Source organism: Pantoea eucalypti (assembly GCF_009646115.1).
Lineage (GTDB): Bacteria > Pseudomonadota > Gammaproteobacteria > Enterobacterales > Enterobacteriaceae > Pantoea > Pantoea eucalypti.
Genome location: NZ_CP045720.1, coordinates 1079144 through 1099275 on the forward strand (window position 1 = coordinate 1079144; position 20132 = coordinate 1099275).

At 53.3% G+C, this 20132-nt stretch carries 12 protein-coding genes; 9 read left to right on the plus strand and 3 right to left on the minus strand.

Going from position 1 to position 20132, the window contains the following annotated elements; genetic code table 11:
• Positions 1-93 precede the first annotated feature (93 nt).
• The 6 genes from hisS (at position 94) to EE896_RS05100 (ending at position 7927) form a co-directional block, all read left to right on the plus strand.
• Entirely contained in the window at positions 94-1368 is a 1275-nt protein-coding gene (gene hisS, locus EE896_RS05075) for a histidine--tRNA ligase (protein WP_008926705.1), read from the plus strand.
• 39 nt (positions 1369-1407) lie between these two features.
• Positions 1408-2025: a YfgM family protein gene (locus tag EE896_RS05080; protein ID WP_003848696.1), complete on the plus strand. Its 618-nt coding sequence runs from the start codon at positions 1408-1410 to the stop codon at positions 2023-2025.
• Between the two features lie 19 nt (positions 2026-2044).
• Positions 2045-3226: an outer membrane protein assembly factor BamB gene (gene bamB / locus EE896_RS05085; RefSeq protein ID WP_003848699.1), complete on the plus strand. Its 1182-nt coding sequence runs from the start codon at positions 2045-2047 to the stop codon at positions 3224-3226.
• A 174-nt stretch (positions 3227-3400) separates the two neighbouring features.
• On the plus strand, positions 3401-4891 hold the full coding sequence (der, locus tag EE896_RS05090) for a ribosome biogenesis GTPase Der (protein ID WP_008926703.1): 1491 nt from the start codon (positions 3401-3403) through the stop codon (positions 4889-4891).
• A gap of 62 nt (positions 4892-4953) precedes the next feature.
• Positions 4954-5175, plus strand: coding sequence for a zinc ribbon domain-containing protein (locus EE896_RS05095; RefSeq protein ID WP_039659539.1), 222 nt, complete (start codon positions 4954-4956; stop codon positions 5173-5175).
• Positions 5176-5485: 310 nt separating this feature from the next.
• On the plus strand, positions 5486-7927 hold the full coding sequence (locus EE896_RS05100; RefSeq protein WP_140915648.1) for a glucose/quinate/shikimate family membrane-bound PQQ-dependent dehydrogenase: 2442 nt from the start codon (positions 5486-5488) through the stop codon (positions 7925-7927).
• A gap of 40 nt (positions 7928-7967) precedes the next feature.
• On the opposite strand, the gene EE896_RS05105 is transcribed toward EE896_RS05100, so the two are convergent.
• The 3 genes from EE896_RS05105 to xseA all read right to left on the minus strand — a co-directional run bounded on the left by EE896_RS05105 (position 7968) and on the right by xseA (position 10801).
• Positions 7968-8300 (minus strand): protealysin inhibitor emfourin, encoded by a 333-nt coding sequence (locus EE896_RS05105; RefSeq protein ID WP_008926700.1) that lies wholly within the window; start codon positions 8298-8300, stop codon positions 7968-7970.
• Complete coding sequence (locus tag EE896_RS05110; RefSeq protein ID WP_140915649.1) at positions 8297-9310, minus strand: M4 family metallopeptidase; 1014 nt, start codon at positions 9308-9310, stop codon at positions 8297-8299. Before EE896_RS05110 ends, EE896_RS05105 begins: the two co-directional genes overlap by 4 nt.
• A 117-nt stretch (positions 9311-9427) precedes the next feature.
• Positions 9428-10801 (minus strand): exodeoxyribonuclease VII large subunit, encoded by a 1374-nt coding sequence (gene xseA, locus EE896_RS05115; protein WP_140915666.1) that lies wholly within the window; start codon positions 10799-10801, stop codon positions 9428-9430.
• A 168-nt stretch (positions 10802-10969) separates the two neighbouring features.
• Between xseA and guaB the strand changes: the two genes are divergently transcribed.
• From guaB to EE896_RS05130, 3 genes are all read left to right on the plus strand, one after another.
• Complete coding sequence (guaB, locus tag EE896_RS05120; protein WP_003848714.1) at positions 10970-12436, plus strand: IMP dehydrogenase; 1467 nt, start codon at positions 10970-10972, stop codon at positions 12434-12436.
• 68 nt (positions 12437-12504) lie between these two features.
• Entirely contained in the window at positions 12505-14085 is a 1581-nt protein-coding gene (gene guaA / locus EE896_RS05125) for a glutamine-hydrolyzing GMP synthase (protein ID WP_140915650.1), read from the plus strand.
• 815 nt (positions 14086-14900) lie between these two features.
• Positions 14901-19496: an NACHT domain-containing protein gene (locus EE896_RS05130; RefSeq protein WP_140915651.1), complete on the plus strand. Its 4596-nt coding sequence runs from the start codon at positions 14901-14903 to the stop codon at positions 19494-19496.
• Positions 19497-20132: the final 636 nt, after the last annotated feature.

Here is a 20132-nt window from a genome sequence, read left to right on the forward strand (position 1 = left end):
TCTGCGTGCGTGACTTTTTTGACTGAACCTGTGCGGTTTCATCCTCATAAGGTATGATGCCGGACAGGTTTTTTTGCATTAAGAGATTCTAACGTGGCGAAGAATATTCAGGCGATTCGCGGGATGAACGACTACCTGCCTGCGGATACTGCCCTCTGGCAACGGATTGAAGGCGTTCTCAAGCAGACGCTGGCGAGCTACGGTTACAGCGAAATTCGCTTACCGCTGGTAGAGCAAACCCCACTGTTTAAGCGCGCCATCGGTGAAGTCACCGACGTGGTTGAAAAAGAGATGTATACCTTTGACGATCGCAACGGCGAAAGCCTGACGCTGCGTCCGGAAGGCACAGCAGGCTGCGTGCGAGCCGGTATCGAACACGGTTTACTCTACAACCAGGAACAGCGTCTGTGGTACATGGGTCCCATGTTCCGCTATGAGCGTCCGCAGAAAGGCCGCTATCGTCAGTTCTATCAGATTGGCGTGGAAGTTTTTGGTCTGCAGGGACCAGACATCGATGCTGAACTGATCATGCTGAATGCCCGCTGGTGGAAAGCCCTGGGTATCTCTGAGCACGTTCGCCTTGAACTTAACTCTATCGGTTCGCTGGAAGCGCGTGCTCACTACCGTGATGCGCTCGTCGCCTTCCTTGAACAGCACAAAGAGGTGCTGGACGAGGATTGCAAACGCCGCATGTACAGCAATCCGATGCGTGTTCTCGACAGTAAAAATTCCGACGTTCAGCAACTGCTGAATGATGCGCCACAGCTTGGCGACTACCTGGATGATGAATCACGTGAACATTTCAGCGGCCTGTGTGCCTTGCTGGATGATGCCGGAATCAGCTACACCGTCAATCAGCGTCTGGTGCGCGGTCTGGATTACTACAACCGCACCGTGATTGAGTGGGTGACGGATAGCCTGGGTTCACAGGGCACGGTATGCGGCGGCGGTCGCTATGATGGCCTGGTTGAGCAGCTCGGTGGCCGCGCGACACCTGCCGTTGGCTTTGCAATGGGTATGGAGCGTCTGGTATTGCTGGTTCAGGCAGTTAATCCTGAATTTGAACCGACGAGCAATGTGGATGTCTATGTTATCGCTTCAGGTCAGGGCGTGCAGTCTGCTGCGATGCAGCTGGCTGAGAAATTGCGTGATGAAGCGCCTGAACTGAGGCTGATGACCAACTTTGGCGGCGGCAACTTCAAGAAGCAATTTGCCCGTGCTGACAAGTGGGGCGCGCGCGTTGCCCTGGTGTTAGGCGAGGATGAAGTTAAAGCCGGTCAGGTCGTGATTAAAGATCTGCGCCGTGGCGAGCAGCAAACGCTGGATCAGGCAGAGGCTGCTGCTGTATTGCGTACGCTGCTACAGTAAGCGTGACACAGCACCAACCATAGAAAGGAGAAGGATTGCGTGGAAGTGTATAGCAATGAAAACGAGCAGACCGACGCGCTGCGCAACTTTTTTGCCAGTAATGGCAAAGCGTTAGCCATTGGCGTAGTGATCGGCATTGCTGCGCTGGGTGGCTGGCGTTACTGGAGCAGTCATCAGGATGATACGGCGAAATCGGTATCCGCACAGTATCAGCAGCTGACCAGCGCCATGCAGGCAGGCAAGCCGGAAACGCTGGAAGCGGTAAACCGTTTTGCCAGTGAAAACAGCAACACTTACGGTGCTCTGGCCGCGATGGATCTGGCGAAGCAGTACGTTGACGCCGGTCAGCTTGATAAAGCGGCATCACTGCTGCAAAACGGTCTGAAAGATACCAAAGATGCCAATCTGCAGGCGGTGATTAACCTGCGCCTGGCACGCATTCAACTGCAACAGAATCAAGCAGATGCGGCGCTTAAAACCCTTGACGGTGTGAAGGGTGATGGCTGGACAGCCATTGTGGCCGATATTCGCGGCGAAGCGCTGCTGACCAAAGGCGACAAGCAGGGCGCGCGCGATGCATGGAGTAAAGGGGTTGAATCTGACGCCTCTCCGGCATTGAAGCAAATGATGCAGATGAAGATGAATAACTTAAGCTAAGCCAGTCAAGAGAGAGCGCATGGAATTACGTAAATACCTGCTGCCGGGACTGATTTCAGTCACTTTGCTCAGCGGTTGTTCGCTGTTTAGCGGCGAAGAAGATGTAGTAAAAATGGCCCCGTTGCCGAAGGTCGAAAACCAGTTCACGCCACAGAAAGTGTGGAGCACCTCGGTCGGTGACGGTGTGGGTGATTTCTACTCAAATCTGCATCCTGCCTGGCAGGATAATACGGTTTACGCTGCCGACCGCTTTGGTATCGTCAAAGCACTGGATGCCGCAGACGGTAAAGAAAAGTGGAAAGTCGATCTCTCTGAGAAAACCGGCTTCTTCTCGAAAAATATTTCAGCCCTGCTATCAGGTGGCCTGACGGCCGATGGCGACCGCATTTATGTTGGCAGCGAACGCGGCCAGGTTTTTGCCCTGAACAGCAGCGATGGTAGCGTGGCCTGGCAGACGAAAGTCGCCGGTGAAGCGCTGTCACGTCCGGTGGTCAGCGATGGTCTGGTGCTGATTCATACCAGCAACGGCATGTTGCAGGGACTGGATCAGAGCAGCGGTGTGGTGAAGTGGAGCGTCAACCTGGATATGCCAGCGCTGTCTCTGCGCGGTGAATCTGCGCCGGCTGTGGCCTTTGGCGGCGCAATTGTCGGTGGCGACAACGGCCGTGTCAGTGCCGTGGCAATGAACCAGGGACAGCTGATCTGGCAGCAGCGTATTTCTCAGGTCAGCGGTGCCACGGAGATTGACCGTCTTAATGACGTCGATACCACACCGGTTATCGTTAACGGCGTCGTTTATGCACTGGCCTACAATGGCAATCTGTCGGCGCTGGATCTGCGTTCAGGTCAGATTTTGTGGAAACGCGAAATCGGCGGTGTGAAGGATCTGATTGTTGATGCCGGCCGTATCTATCTGGTCGATCAGGACGATCGTGTGATCGCTCTTAACACTGACGGCGGTGTTGCCATCTGGCGTCAAAGCGATCTGCTGCATCGCAACCTGACTTCACCGGTGCTCTACAACGGTTATCTGATAGTCGGTGACAGCGAAGGTTATCTGCACTGGCTGAACACCACAGATGGACGTTTTGTCGCGCAGCAGGAACTGGATAGCTCAGGCTTCCAGACCGAGCCGGTAGTTGCCAGCGACAAGCTGCTGATCCAGTCCAAAGACGGTGAGGTTTATGCGATTACCCGTTAACGGGTAAACGTCTGGCAGGTGAAATCCTCCGTTCCGACGGCTCCTGATTTAATCAGGGGCCGTTTCGTTTTTAGTCAGGCATGGTATTCTTTGCGCCTTAAGCCTGAACTTAACGGCCAGAGCCGTTATAATCTCGCCATTCGGGCGATTAATTTTTTATTGAGGCATTTTGTTATGGTACCTGTGGTCGCGCTGGTTGGGCGTCCCAATGTGGGAAAATCTACGCTATTCAACCGTTTAACACGCACACGTGATGCGCTGGTAGCGGATTTTCCTGGACTGACTCGCGATCGCAAATATGGTCGCGCCGAAGTGGAAGGGCGCGAATTTATTGTTATTGATACCGGTGGTATCGACGGCACCGAAGAGGGTGTTGAAACGCGGATGGCTGAACAGTCACTGCTGGCGATCGAAGAAGCCGATGTTGTGCTGTTTATGGTGGATGCGCGTGCGGGCATGATGGCCGCCGATCAGCAAATTGCGAAGCATCTCCGTTCCCGTCAGAAAGCGACCTTCCTGGTGGCAAATAAAACTGACGGGATGGATCCGGATCAGGCGATTGTCGACTTCTATTCACTGGGCCTGGGCGAAATCCACGCCATTGCGGCGTCGCATGGTCGTGGTGTGAGCAGCCTGATTGAAGAGGCGCTGCTGCCGTGGATGGAAAAAGTTGAGGCGGTCGAGCTCACTGAAGAAGAAGAGAACCAGGCTTACTGGGCTGCGTTAGAAGCTGACGAGATTGCTGAGCAGGAAGCCGCAGAGGAAGAAGAAAACTTCGACCCGACGGGCCTGCCGATCAAACTGGCTATCGTTGGTCGTCCAAACGTAGGTAAGTCAACGCTTACCAACCGCATTCTCGGTGAAGACCGCGTGGTGGTCTACGATATGCCGGGCACCACCCGCGACAGCATCTACATTCCGATGGAGCGCGATGGACGTGAATACGTTCTGATCGACACCGCCGGTGTCCGTAAGCGTGCCAAAATCTCTGACACTGTAGAGAAATTCTCGGTGATCAAGACGCTGCAGGCGATTGAAGATGCCAACGTGGTGATGCTTGTGATTGATGCGCATGCCGGCATTTCCGATCAGGATCTCTCACTGCTTGGCTTCATTCTCAACAGTGGTCGCTCGCTGGTGATTGTGGTCAACAAATGGGATGGCCTGTCGCAGGAAGTACGTGATGAAGTGAAAGAGACGCTGGACTTCCGTCTGGGCTTTATCGATTTCGCCCGTATCCACTTTATCTCTGCGCTGCACGGCAGCGGCGTGGGTAATCTGTTCGAGTCGATCACTGAAGCTTATGACTGCTCGACCCGACGCGTAAATACCTCGCTGCTGACGCGCATCATGAACATGGCTGCAGACGATCACCAGCCGCCGCTGGTACGCGGTCGCCGCGTTAAGCTGAAATACGCGCATGCCGGTGGTTATAACCCGCCTATCGTAGTGATCCACGGTAATCAGGTGAAGGATCTGCCCGATTCTTACAAACGCTATCTGATGAACTACTTCCGTAAATCACTGAACGTGATGGGAACGCCAATTCGTATTCAGTTCAAAGAGGGTGATAACCCTTATGAAGGCAAACGTAACCTGCTGACGCCAACGCAGCAGCGTAAACGTAAGCGTCTGATGGCGCATATGAAAAAGAATAAGCGTTAACAAAATGAGGGCCATCTGGCCCTCTTTTTTTTGCTCTGAACTCATCAGGCAGGGAGAAGAAAATGATGGTGATGTGTGAAAAATGTCAGCAACCGCTGTCGCTCAGCAACGGTGAAATTATCTGCAGTGCCTGTGGTGCACATTATCCCGCGAAACCCTGTTGCCCTGAGTGTCACCAGCCGCTTGACGTACTCAAAGCCTGCGGTGCAGTGGACTACTTTTGCCGCAATGGACATGGTCTGATCTCCCGCAAGCGCGTACTGTTCCAGCCGCCAGGTCACTAACGCCGCTTTCAGCTACGCGTAATCTGTCTGAGAATCCACCGCGACGCCCGGCTATTTGTAGCAAAAATGCTATTGCGCCGTAACAAACCGGTTAGATATGTTCACTCTGTAACGTACCAGGTGGTACAATCCTGCCGCGTCGTGGGAGGGGTCAGCCACATCAGTGCTCTTCCGGCCCACAGATTCTCACGGACGCGGGTCTGTTTATATTCGATTTGAAACCGAGCGATGCTCCACGCGCACCTGTTAACGCGCCGGAGTCCGGATGGCCTCTGTCCGGGCGCTCTGTTTATTCAGGAGAGTAAGTGTTATGGCTGAAACATCCTCCCGCGCCGGAAAGGGGCTGGGAATCGCATCCATGCTGCTCGGACTGGTGCTGCTTGCCACCGGTCTGTTTTTTGCAATTGGCGGCGGTAAACTGGCCGCCCTGGGCGGCAGTTGGTACTTTTTAATTGCGGGTATTGTTACTGTCCTCTCCGCAATCCAGTTCTTCCGTCGCAAATCTTCGGCAGTGGTTCTGTTCCTGCTGGTCTTTGCTGGCACCCTGATCTGGTCGCTGTTTGACGCAGGTCTGGATTTCTGGCCACTGGTCTCGCGTCTGATGGTTCCAGCCGGACTGACGCTGCTGGCTTTCCTGATCTGGCCTTCACTGCGTAAGCACGAAGGTAAGCACTCACTGGCGAAACCTTCTTACGCGTTCGCGGCAGTGCTGGCGGCAGGCATGGTGGCAACACTGGTGCAGATGTTCCAGCCTCATCCTACCGTTGCGGCTACGGGCGAAGAGTTACCGTTGATCCCGGTAGACAAAGCGAAACAACAGAAAGACTGGGATAACTACGGCAACACGCCTCAGGGCAGCCGCTTTGTGGCACTCGATCAAATCACCCGCGACAACGTGAAAGATCTGCAGGTCGCGTGGACCTTCCGCACGGGTGATACCCCAGTCAGCCCGACCGGTAACGGCGCAGAAGATCAGCAGACGCCATTACAGATTGGCAATACCCTTTATCTCTGTACGCCGCATAACAACGTTATCGCCGTTGAAGCCAACACGGGTAAGCAGCTCTGGAAACGTGAAATCAACGCCCAGGCTGAAGTCTGGCCGCGCTGCCGTGGTCTGGCTTACTTTGATGCAACCAAACCGCTGCAACAGCCGGACAAGCCGGGTTCTGTACCGGTGACGGCGGCTGTGCTGCCAGCTGGTGACAGCTGTCAGCGCCGTATTCTGATGAATACCATTGATGCGCGTCTGATTGCGATCAACGCCGACAATGGTGAGTTCTGTGAAGATTTTGGTAATCACGGCATCGTAGATCTTAAAGCGGGCCTGGGTCAGGCACCGGACCCACAATATCAGCTGACCTCCGCGCCAACGCTGGCCGGTACCACGGTTGTGGTGGGTGGCCGTGTCGCAGATAACGTACAGACCGATATGCCTGGTGGTGTGTTACGTGGTTTTGACGTGATTACTGGCAAAATGCGCTGGGCGTTTGACCCGGGCAATGTTGACCCGAATGCGATACTGATGCCGGGCAAAGATTATACCCGCAGTACGCCAAACTCATGGGCGCCGATGTCTTATGACCCGGCAATGAACACCGTGTTCATCCCAATGGGGAGTTCGTCAGTTGACCTCTGGGGTGCGAACCGTACCGCGCTGGATCACAAATATGGCGCATCGGTGCTGGCGCTGGATGCCACCACCGGTAAAGAGAAGTGGGTCTATCAGACCGTACATAACGATCTGTGGGACTTCGACCTGCCGATGCAGCCAAGCCTGATCGACTTCCCGCAAAAAGATGGCAGCACCACGCCAGCGGTGGTGATTGGCGGCAAAACCGGCATGATCTTCGTGCTTGACCGTATGACCGGTAAGCCGCTGACCAAAGTCGAAGAACTGCCGATGCCGCAGGGTCATATCCCGAACGAGCAGTACACCAAAACACAGCCGCACTCGACCGGTATGCCGCAGATCGGCAACCAGACGCTGAAAGAGTCTGACATGTGGGGTGCCACGCCGTTTGACCAGCTGGCTTGCCGTATTGGTTTCAAATCGATGCGCTATGACGGTCTGTTCACCGTACCAGACACTGACAAGTCTCTGAGCTTCCCGGGTTCACTGGGTGGAATGAACTGGGGCAGCATGTCGATCGATCCGAACAATCACCTGTTGTTCGTCAATGACATGCGTCTGGGCCTGTGGGTTCAGATGATCCCGGCGGATACCAATAAAACGGCGCGTGGCAGTAACGGTGGCGAAGCGATCAACACCGGTATGGGTGCGGTTCCGCTGAAAGGCACGCCTTATGCTGTGAATAAGAACCGCTTTATGTCACCGCTGGGCATCCCTTGTCAGAAACCGCCATTTGGTACGCTGTCGGCGATTGACCTGAAAACACAGAAAATCGTCTGGCAGGTGCCGGTCGGTACGGTGCAGGATACCGGTCCGTTTGGTATTAAAATGCGCGTGAAAATGCCGATTGGTATGCCAACGCTGGGCGGTACGCTGGCAACGCAGGGTGGCCTGGTGTTCATCGCCGGTACACAGGATTACTACCTGCGCGCCTTTGATGCATCAACCGGTAAAGAAGTGTGGAAAGCACGTCTGCCGGTGGGCAGTCAGGGCGGCCCAATGAGCTACGTCTCACCGAAAGATGGTAAGCAGTACATCCTGATCTCGGCAGGTGGCGCACGTCAGTCACCGGACCGTGGTGATTACGTGATTGCGTACGCGCTGCCAGACAGCAAGTAACAACGCTTAACGAGAAGGGCCGACATTGTCGGCCCTTTTTTTATTTGCCGTCGCGCCACAGCGCCTGCAACTCAGGTGGTGCCACCTGTTCCGGAATCAGCAGCACAATGGTGCCCACCTCGCGGCGGGTGGCATACTGAATCTGGATGCGGAAATAGCGCTGATCGCCACTGCCCACCTGCGCAGCTTTTTCCTCGGGTTCGCCCAGCGGCATTGCCTGCTCCAGCGCATGGCAGACGCGCTCTTTTTCCGGTGCCGGCAGCTCACCCAGCATAAAACGACGTTCGGCGCGCAGCCCCGGAATAAAGGCCATGCCGCCTTCACGCGCGACGATGATGGTGGCATCATCGGTGAGTTCGGGCAGGTCACTCATAGCACGCCAACCTCCTTCCACGCCTGTTCAATAGCATTGCTGACCGACGCGTCGAAGCGTTTTTTACCATGCTCAACGGTGAAGCGGGCAAAGGTCTTAAAGTCCGCATTCTGTGGCAGTTCGTCGTCACACACGGTGTCGTACCAGGCATATCCCGCCTGTTCCCAGGCATAACCACCCAGCGCTTTGGCCGCCAGATAAAAGGCCCGGTTAGGAATGCCGGAGTTGATATGAACGCCGCCATTATCTTCACGGGTTTTCACGTAGTGATCCATGTGTGCCGGTTGCGGATCTTTGCCCAGCATCGGGTCATCGTAGGCGGTGCCAGGTTCAGACATCGATCGCAGACCACGTCCGTTGATGCCTTTCGCCAGCAGGCCTTCACCGATAAGCCAGTCCGCCTCATCGGCGCGCTGTTTTTTACTGAACTGTTTCACCAGCGAGCCAAAGACATCCGACAGCGACTCATTCAGCGCGCCAGCCTGCTCAAAGTAGATTAACCCGGCTTCATTTTCTGTGACGCCATGCGCCAGTTCATGCGCCACAACGTCAATCGCAATGGTGAAGCGATTAAAAATTTCACCGTCACCATCACCAAATACCATCTGCTGACCGTTCCAGAAAGCGTTCTGGTATTTTTCACCATAGTGCACGGTACCCAGCAGTTTCAGCCCCTGATTATCCAGCGAGTTACGCTGATAAGCCTGCCAGAAGAAGTCATAGGTCACCCCAAGGTAGTCCCAGGCTTCTTCAGCCGCGACATCATCATTACCGGGCTGGCCCTCCTGACGAATCAGCTTGCCCGGCAAGGTTTCCTGGCTCTGGGCATCATAAATTTCACGATCCACATGACCGCCCGCCGCCGTTTTAACGCCGGTCGGCTTTTGCCAGTGTTCCGCCATGAGATGTTGAACGTGCGTCAGGGTGCGACGCGCCTGCTCCTGCTGGTGGCCGGAACCGTGTGCGATGATCTTGCGAAGGATATAGGGAGGGATAACGCAATAAGGCATCTGAAACTCCTTGGCATCAGGGATGTGCCAAAAAGTATAGACCCGTCAGGCTGGATAGACCTGGTAATTAAGGCCATAGTTAAGTGGAAAAATGTGAGCTAACGGGCATAGTTGGCGTCAGGAAGCGGTTTTGCGGCGACGCTTTTTTTCAGGCAACAGCTGTGTCACCTGGCTTTCAACCCAGCCATCATCAAGGCGGGTGCGCAGCAGATCGCCGCTCTGGAGCTGTGCGGTTTTCTTCACCACCTGTCCGGTGTTGTCAGTGGTCACGCTAAAACCACGCGCCAGCGTCGCCAGCGGGCTGACGCCTTCCAGCTGCGCCACCAACTGACCAAAGTCCTGTTTGTTGCTGTTCAGCTGGCTGGTCATGCTCTGCTGCAGGCGATAGTGCCAGCTTTGCAGCTGCTTTTGCGCCTCGAACAGGCGCTGCTGCGGCTGTTGAGCATTGAGTCGCTGGGACAGGCGATCCTGCTGACGTGTTGCGTGACGCAGACGGGTTTCCATCGCTTCACCCAGACGCTGTTGCAGGCGGAACAGGGCGGTCTGCTGACGAGCCAGACGCAACTGCGGGTGCTGCTGCTGCAGACGATGCTCAAGGCGGGTATAAAGCCGCTGCTGGCGAGCCAGGTAATAATCCATCGCCATCTCCAGCCGCTGTTGCTGAGATTGCAACTGGCGCAGCAGCTCCAGCTGGTTACGGCTGACAATTTCAGCGGCGGCGGAAGGGGTGGGCGCGCGTAAATCGGCAACAAAGTCAGCAATGGTGACATCGGTTTCGTGACCGACCGCGCTGACGACAGGAATGCGGCTGGCAAAAATGGCGCGTGCTACGCGTTCGTCATTAAAACTCCACAGATCTTCCAGTGAACCGCCGCCGCGTCCGACGATTAACACGTCGCACTCATTGCGCAGGTTGGCGATTTCAATTGCACGGACAATCGCCGCGGGCGCATCAACACCCTGAACTACGGTGGGGTAGATCACCACGGGCAGCGAAGGATCACGGCGATGCAGCACACGTAACACATCGTGCAGTGCCGCACCGGTGGAAGAGGTGATAACCCCGACCTGGCGTGCCGGTTCCGGCAGTGGTTGCTTATGCTGCGGATCGAACAATCCTTCGGTCGCCAGTTTTGCTTTCAGCAGTTCAAACTGCTGCTGCAACAAGCCTTCACCCGCCGGATGCATACTCTCGGCAATCAGCTGATAGTCACCGCGGGGCTCATAGAGCGTGATGTTGGCACGCACCAGTACCTGCTGACCGTGCTGCGGACGGAAGGTGACGCGACGATTGCTGTTACGGAACATGGCACAGCGAACCTGAGCGCCATCATCTTTCAGCGTGAAGTACCAGTGACCGGATGCCGGTTGCGTGAAGTTGGAGATCTCGGCGCTGATCCAGACCAGACCCATCTCTTTCTCCAGCAGTTGACGCACTGTCGTATTGAGACGGCTGACGGTAAAAATATTGGCGATGGGTGGCAGCGACATGTGACGAAGATCAAATTCCAAATCAGCAGGTTAATTCATCGATACTACATTGCTGCCTGCGCGGATCAAGAGTTTTTCTTAAATAATGCTGGAGGCAATCGATTACGGCCTGTATAATGCCGCGGCAATATTTTATCTATTCTCAATCACCCGAGGTGGAGTATTGCCATGTTAAGAATCGCTAAAGAAGCACTCACTTTTGACGACGTTCTGCTCGTCCCTGCACACTCCACCGTCCTGCCTAATACGGCCGATCTCAGCACTCAGCTGACCAAAAATATCCGTTTAAACATTCCTATGCTCTCCGCTGCCATGGACACCGTGACCGAATCGGGTCTGGCGATTGCGCTGGCACAGGAAGGCGGCCTTGGCTTCATCCATAAAAATATGTCGATTGAACGCCAGGCGGACGAAGTGCGCAAGGTGAAGAAACATGAAAGCGGCGTGGTCACTGAACCACAGACCGTGCTGCCAACCACGCCTCTGGCTGATGTGAAAGTGCTGACCGAGCGCAACGGCTTTGCAGGCTACCCGGTAGTTAACCGCGACAACGAACTGGTGGGTATCATCACCGGTCGTGATGTGCGCTTTGTAACCGACCTCTCTCAGCCGGTCTCTGCGGTCATGACCCCGAAAGAGCGTCTGGTGACGGTGAAAGAGGGTGAAGCGCGTGATGTGGTCCTGCACAAGATGCACGAAAAGCGCGTTGAGAAAGCGCTGGTCGTGGATGACAGCTTCCATCTGCTGGGCATGATCACCGTTAAAGACTTTCAGAAAGCCGAACGTAAACCTAACGCCTGTAAAGATGCGCAGGGTCGACTGCGTGTCGGTGCAGCGGTGGGCGCGGGTGCCGGTAACGAAGAGCGTATTGATGCGCTGGTCGCAGCAGGCGTTGACGTGCTGCTGATTGACTCTTCACACGGCCACTCTGAAGGTGTGCTGTCACGCATCCGTGAAACCCGCGCTAAATACCCGGATCTGGAAATCGTCGGCGGTAACGTGGCAACAGGCGCAGGCGCTCTGGCGCTGGTCGCGGCAGGCGTCAGCGCCGTTAAAGTCGGTATCGGCCCGGGCTCAATCTGTACTACCCGTATCGTAACCGGCGTGGGCGTTCCACAGATCACTGCTGTTTCTGACGCGGTTACTGCGCTGGAAGGCACCGGTATTCCGGTGATTGCTGACGGTGGTATCCGTTTCTCCGGTGATATCGCTAAAGCAATCGCGGCGGGTGCGTCCTGTGTGATGGTCGGTTCAATGCTGGCGGGGACCGAAGAGTCGCCGGGCGAGATCGAACTCTATCAGGGCCGTTCATTCAAATCCTATCGCGGTATGGGTTCACTGGGCGCGATGTCCAAAGGCTCGTCTGACCGTTACTTCCAGACTGATAACGCCGCTGACAAGCTGGTGCCGGAAGGTATCGAAGGTCGCGTGGCCTATAAAGGCCGTCTGAAAGAGATCGTGCATCAGCAGATGGGTGGATTGCGCTCGTGCATGGGCCTGACCGGTTGCCCGACCATTGACGACCTGCGCACCAAAGCGGAATTTGTCCGCATCAGCGGCGCAGGCATCAATGAGAGCCACGTGCATGATGTGACCATCACCAAAGAGTCACCGAATTACCGCATGGGTTCATAATCCCGATTTCCCGCCCGGCTCAAGCCGGGCGCTTTTATTGATCAAGTCACCGTTCTGGAAACCCCTCAATGACGACGGAAAATATCCATAAGCATCGCATTCTGATTCTCGATTTCGGCTCACAATATACTCAGCTGGTTGCACGTCGCGTGCGCGAACTCGGCGTTTACTGTGAACTCTGGGCATGGGACGTCACCGAAGAGCAGATTCGCCAGTTCAACCCAAGCGGCATCATCCTTTCCGGTGGCCCGGAAAGCACCACCGAACTGAACAGCCCGCGAGCACCTGACTATGTCTTCAACGCTGGCGTGCCGGTGCTGGGCGTCTGCTACGGTATGCAGACCATGGCGATGCAGCTGGGCGGCACCGTGGCTGGCTCAAACGAGCGTGAGTTTGGTTATGCGCAGGTCGAAGTCACCACGCCAAGCGCGCTGGTTCGCGATATCGAAGATGCTATCAGCGCCGCCGGTAAACCGCTGCTGGATGTCTGGATGAGCCACGGCGACAAAGTTACAGCGATTCCGGCTGACTTCGTGACTGTTGCCAGCACAGAAACCTGTCCATTTGCCATTATGGCCAACGAAGAAAAGCGTTTCTATGGCGTGCAGTTCCACCCGGAAGTGACTCATACCCGTCAGGGTCTGCGGATGCTTGAGCGCTTCATCATCGACATCTGTGAATGTGAAGCACTGTGGACACCGGCCAAAATCATTGAAGATGCCGTTGAACGCCTGCGTGAGCAGGTTGGCAACGACAAGGTCATCCTTGGTCTGTCAGGCGGAGTGGACTCCTCTGTGACGGCAATGCTGCTGCATCGTGCCATCGGCGACCGTCTGACCTGTGTGTTCGTGGATAACGGCCTGCTGCGTCTGAACGAAGCACAACAGGTAATGGATATGTTTGGCGACCACTTCGGTCTGAACATCATCCATGTGCCGGCTGAGATGCGCTTCCTGGATGCGCTGGCGGGTATTGATGAGCCAGAAGCCAAGCGTAAGACCATTGGTCGCGTCTTTGTGGAAGTGTTCGACGAAGAAGCGCTGAAGCTGCAGGATGTGAAGTGGCTGGCACAGGGCACCATCTATCCGGACGTGATTGAGTCGGCGGCGTCAGCTACCGGTAAAGCGCACGTCATCAAGTCACACCACAACGTGGGTGGACTGCCGAAAGAGATGAAGATGGGCCTGGTTGAGCCGCTGAAAGAGCTGTTCAAAGACGAAGTGCGCAAGATTGGTCTCGAGCTGGGCCTGCCGTACGACATGCTGTATCGCCATCCATTCCCGGGTCCGGGTCTGGGCGTGCGTGTGCTGGGCGAAGTGAAGAAAGAGTATTGCGACCTGCTGCGCCGTGCCGATGCCATCTTCATCGAAGAGCTGCATAAAGCGGATCTCTACAACAAAGTCAGCCAGGCGTTCACTGTCTTCCTGCCGGTTCGTTCAGTCGGCGTGATGGGCGATGGCCGTAAATATGACTGGGTTGTCTCGCTGCGTGCGGTGGAAACCATCGACTTTATGACCGCACACTGGGCGCACCTGCCGTATGATTTCCTGGGACGCGTCTCAAACCGCATCATCAATGAAGTCGACGGCATCTCCCGCGTGGTGTACGACATCAGCGGCAAGCCACCGGCGACGATTGAGTGGGAATGATTTCGCGTCTGGCAACAGCCTGCACGTAAAAACAGTAAAGCACCTCTAAGCCCGCGTAACTGCGGGCTTTTTTTGTATTTGACAATTTTTGGTAATGATAAGGTAATAATGATCCTTACAGAGATAAATATGCTAATTTTTTTATTTCTGTATGAATATCATATTACGTGGTATGTATATTGCTTGAGTTTAGTAATTCGAGGTGGGCCTTCGATATAGCAATGTATTACTTGCAGGCTGTTTTATCGATTGATGGTAAAGTATTCAAGGTGACATTATTTTTTTTGGATTGAAACGTAATTTATAGCTCAATAATTTTCTATTATTGGAAGTTGTATTCTTGATATTAATAGTCATCTTTTTTTAATTCTGGAGTCAATCATTCTCTTAGTATTGACTAATAAGTTGAAATTGTTATGACCTGCTCACCGTTGGTTTATATATTGTGATGTTAGTAATTTTTTCAAACTATCTACTAATTCTGATAACGATAACTAATTGAGGTCAAAATTTACTTAAAGTGTAGACTCATTTCAGGAGCGAACTGGACCCTTCTACTTCAAAAATAAACTGAACGCAATTCGCTTGCGAAAGGGGACTCTCAGCCATAAGCTTATGAGTCATAATGAAGGTAGAAATTGACCAGTAGAAGATCTTCGTTGTTTTAAAAGAGCAAGGTCTGGAAAGTTGTCATTCTGCAACTGGCACCTTTATTATTCTGAACCTAGTCAACAGGTGAAGCAAAGCACTCACCCGAGAAAGCTACGCCCCCTATCTCCCATTGGCTGCAACACTCATGGAACGGTCATCCCAGCATGAACACAGCAGATAAAAAGCACGCTAAAGCTCTACAGGACGCCCTTTTGTCCCTCGATCCTTCAGGCCCAGAAGGATTTGAAGGGTTACTCGGCGTCGTACTGGGTGAAGTCACAGGACAATCTTTTCGTCTCGCAAAGTCAGGAACTCAGCGAGGACGAGACGGCGATTCGGCGTTCGATGGCGGGGCCACATATTTCGAGGGAAAACGCTACAAAGAAGGTCTTTCAAAAAACGATATTTCGACAAAGCTCTTCGATGTTGCTAATGACGACACTGGCGTGGTGGATCTGTGGATACTCGGAGCAACATGCGAGGTGGCATCCCAAACAGTCGAAGACGGGCGGAAATTTTCGGCCAGGAACGGCTTTGGTTTCACTGTATTGGACTGGTCAAATAACGATCTCGGGGCGCTGCTCGTCGCCACTGTTGTGGCAGGTTCAAAATCCAAAGCAATTATCGAAAAAGGGCTTGCCGGAAAGCTTGAGGCGGGGCTTATTGCACCCGCTCTGAAGGCAATCGATCACTTTGAAAAACACGGAGATTACCCCTCAAGGCTGAGTGCGCTCAGACAATCACTCACCACAGACGCTGGGTTGGGCCACGCCAAGACGCTCAATCAAGAATGGCTAAGCCGATTGTTCACAGACAAAGTGCAGGCGCGTGCCGAGTTCGGCCAACCACTCGCCCCATTTGATCCGTCAGGCCCTTCGACACTCGACCGACCTGAGCTTGCGTTTCTCACAAAAGCATTCTCTGGAGTTCCAGAAAGCGAAATCTATGCAATCGTCGGTGAAGAAGGCGTCGGAAAATCTTGGCTGGCTGTCCAGAGTTGGAATCTGTCCAATCCTAAATCACTTCTCGTCCTGTGTCCTGCCGACGATTTGACCGGAGATGATGCAGATGACTTCGATGACTTCCTAATTCGCAAACTGATCTATCAGACAGATGGAAGTGCTACGCCGCAAGTAATTGCGCGCTGGCGAAGACGTTTCAAAGATTGGCGCACGAATATTCCGGCGAGCTCCGTTCGCGTAACCCTTATAGCAGACGGGCTCAACCAACCGCTCAAGTCGAACTGGGGGCGTTGGCTCGATCGCGCCGCGCGACGCTTGAAGGAACTGGGTGGCTGCTTGGTGGTCACCACCCGTAAGCAGCACTGGGCGTATCTCAAAAAAACGCTATTTTGTGAATTAAAGACTATTACGCTGGCCGAGTGGTCCATCAATGATGTGAAACAGATATTGGGCAGTTGCGGCATTGACTTCTCCAACACTAGGATTGAAGTTCTTGAATCCGTTCGGAATCCCCGACTTCTTGGTATCGCTATCGAGTTGATAAAAGCCAAGGCCATCGAACTTTTGGATGAGCTAAGCGTCGGGCGGTTGCTCTTTGAACATATGCGCAGAATGGAGCAGCACGGGGCAGCTAAAGTTTCGGCGCCTGCATTCGCCGACCTTTTGAAAAACCTCGCAGGTAAGGTATTGGCTCGAGCGAATGCGCAGAATACGGATGATCTTAGACTGTTCGATGCCATCAGAGAAGCGCAACTCGAAGCTGTTGCATCAAGCCGGTTCTTCTCCCCGGTTAAAGGAAGCGCGTCCCAGTTTGAGATAAAACGCGATGGCCTCAACCTGGCACTCGCGCTCTACCTCGTCAGCCAACTCGAACGCGAGTTGCGCAATGAACGCGACCCGCGAGAAAAGCTAGCGACAATACTGGAACCGATCAGCGCACTTGATGAAACGGCCAAGGTTATATTGCTCGCAACGCAGATAGCTTGCCTTGAAGATGAAACGAGCCCCGAGATACGTTCCGCGCTGATCGAAGAGTTCGTATCACTCCAGAATCTTCCAAACAGCCAAGCCGACGCCTTCGCCGTGCTAGCAAAATCGGCCCCGCTCGCTTTCCTGCAAGCTGCTGAAAATGTATATCTGTCTCAAGAACACATCGCCAGCAAAGAGTGGCTGCTTTACGCGCTACTCAACCGGCGAGGTGAACCGGGAATTTGGCAGCATATTTTGGAGTCTACGAAGCGTTGGCTTTCATTCTATTCTCTTGAACCAGAGCGAGGGATGCACAGGACGACGGGCCATGGATCCGCCATCCAAGTTGATGAAGAGCACAATAGAGTCCTGGAAAAAATTCAAGAACGTCAGGCTACTCTTACTGAAGTCGAGCGATCCTTCATGAACAGGAATCTCATAATCGCTCCACACCCAAGGTTCGATGATATAAGTCGCTTCGCTCTCTATCTTCTGGCTGGTATGCCGTTAAAAGAGATTGCAACCTATTTTATCCGTTGGCGGTTTTCTGCCGCACTCAATTCATCAACGTTGGTGCCCTATGAAGAATTTGAGCAGGTTCTTCATTATAACCGCGTCGATTGGCTGGAGACTCGTTCAGAAATCCTAAAGGGATTAGAGGCACTGCCGGCGGAAAGCTCGTCCAGCGTGGGGGCGTGGACACGCGTTGGCATCCTGTACGGCACTGGCGATGTCAGCGATGCTAAAGAGGGAGCTCGTATCCGTAGTGAACTCACGCGTGACCAAGAACGCTTTGAAGGCTGGTCTATTAAACAAACTTACAGCGCGGCTGATCCGTGTAATCCAGACACAGTTGAATCAGAGAACGTTATCGCGACAGCCCAAAACTATCGACAGATTGACCCAGAAAAAATTGCTATTAGCCGGGGCATGTCTCAAGAGGACCATTATTTCCGCGGCGCTCGGGCCAGCGTTGCTCGATTCGTCCCTGATGACGCGATACAGACGCACCGTGCATTCGCGAGCGAAGTGCTAAGCCGTAGCGGGCAAGCGCGGCTTCAGGGGATATTGATGCTTTTGCGGCATAGTGCGGCCCTCACAAAAGACCTTGCCCAACGATTTCTTTCGGCCAGTGAATCTAGCAACGCATCTTATAAAGGCAAGCAAGAAGATCGGGACGAATTCTTTACGGCTCAGTTTTCCGCGATCATCGCATTGCCGCATTTCACCGCCGACGAGCAGCTCGAAGCGATCGCAAAAATGCAGAGCGAGACCCTCCTACTGGAACTGCTCTCATGCGTGCGCAGCGCTACACCGGATAAAGTGGAGCAGGTGCTGGAGTGTGTTCTGCAGTGTGGAAATGAATATGCGCAGGCAGCAGTTCTCGCCTCAATCCACTATTCGAAATCGCCGCTTACTCCACGCGCTGTCGAGATTGTCAAAAGCTTCATCCGATCTCCACTTAAAAATCTACGCCATGTAGCGCTCGCCCTCGCCGGTTCGCACGGCGACATTACATTATTACAGGAAGTTATAGATAGTGGATGGAGCACTGAAAAACCTAACAAGCGAGGCAGCAGTTTCGAGGAGTGGTATGGATCTACTGCGATATTGAAAGCGTTGGAAGTGGGCCTGATAGATACCGATTCCGCGCTTGCTCGAATTAACGTATCCCATTACGGGTTCGCTGCCGAAATACTATCTGTTGAACATGATAATGCCATCGCCGCTCGTATCGAAGCCGCGCTAATGAAGGCATTGGACTTTGAGTGGGATAAGGAGTTGCCGGAGATTGAGACTGTGGCGCCGACAATGTCCGACCTTGCGCCTGCGCTGGTTTCGTTAACAGAAAGGGCTATGTCGGAAAACGACTTCATTTCTCAGATGAATCGGCTTTCGGAAACTCAAGAACAGTTCGACGAGCGCCGACGCCGCATGAACAGCGCCTATGAACTCTTTGCAGATGAGCTTACGGCTGTTGAAGCTGACCTAATACTATCCGACCTCACATTCGATGGCATCAAATCAATTATCGGACAGGATGCTGGTCGCGATCAGCGCTGTCTCCATATATTAGTCGCCACCTCCGATCAAAAGCTCCGTCATCTTCACCACTTCGCTGTACAGGTAGCGGTTGCACTCGGTGCTAGCGGCAATCCGTTGGCACTTGGGTTAATAAACCGCATTTTAGCATTGGATCCAACCATACGTCATGTCACCGGTGCAGCAAAAATCCCTGTAGAGACTATTGTCCTATGGAACAACATTACTAACTTGGCTATTGGGGACATATGCAGAAGGCGCCTACGAGCACCGCAAAATGATAGTGACATAGCGCGAGAGGTCATCGCGGCCCATCTCTGCGGAAAGGTGGCAATTCTACAGACCTACATTGATGAACTGCTTGCAACGGACCGGCCTTACGAGACAGCACTTGCGCTCATGATTGCTGGCTTTTGCGACAATAGTGCTCATGCTGAAGCGGTTTTGTCCCGCTTTGATGGCACCGAGGGCTTCATTGGCAAGGCCCACTTAACTGCGAGCGATTCGTATGCAAGAAATCTTTGGGCAAAGACTTGGTATGTAAAAATGCTAAATGCCCAACGGCAGGAAGATTTTTGGAGAGCATCCGTTCTGTTTATGAAGATCGTCGATGGCCGTTTTGACATATGGCCCGAAGCTTCGATAGCACCAACAGCAATCTTCACGGCGTTTATGCCGACGATAAGTCGTGAGATCAGTAAAAGGGCAATTAAGATCCAGAAAAAGCGCCAAGAGAAGCTGTTTGGTGAAAAAACTCCCTCATCTATAATTTTGAGATTCGAATAATGAAGTGCGAATGCAGAGGCAAAAGCGTGACAAGTATTACCGGCCCGAGGCGGATAGAGTTGTAGTGGTATGATCAGACTATTGAACCAAGGGCGACTCAGAAAAGATCAGGTAATGGATGAGATTTTTCAAGCAGTGGAGTTTCTCGCCCAAATTGTTTGTGATGGTAATACAGATGAGTTGGCCACATCAGGGAGCTAGTTATCGGCGGTCTTTGCCAAGAGGGACGCTAACCCGTTTTCTTTAACGTTTTTACTATGCATGGTATTTTTCATGGTTATTCAATTGCAGTAATGTTTAATTTTTTGATTTATAATATATTTATTGGTTGATTGATATTCGAGTGGGAATAACCAGCCCATGCCGCCGATTAGCACCTGATGCTTTAAAAGCCCGCTTCCAGCGGGCTTTTTATTGCCTGAACTCCACTTAGACGGGCCATTTTAACCTTTCAGCACATCTATCCCCATCACTGGCGGTTTTCTGTTCACTTTACCGGAAATTACGCTATTCTCCCTGCAGTAGAAGCCTGCACTTAACTTCCTTTGTGTCCTGCTTTTATCCGCCGCTTCGATAATCCGTATCCCAAAGCCGCCACTTACTGTAACCGCCTGCCACTCAGGCGTTTCGTGATTC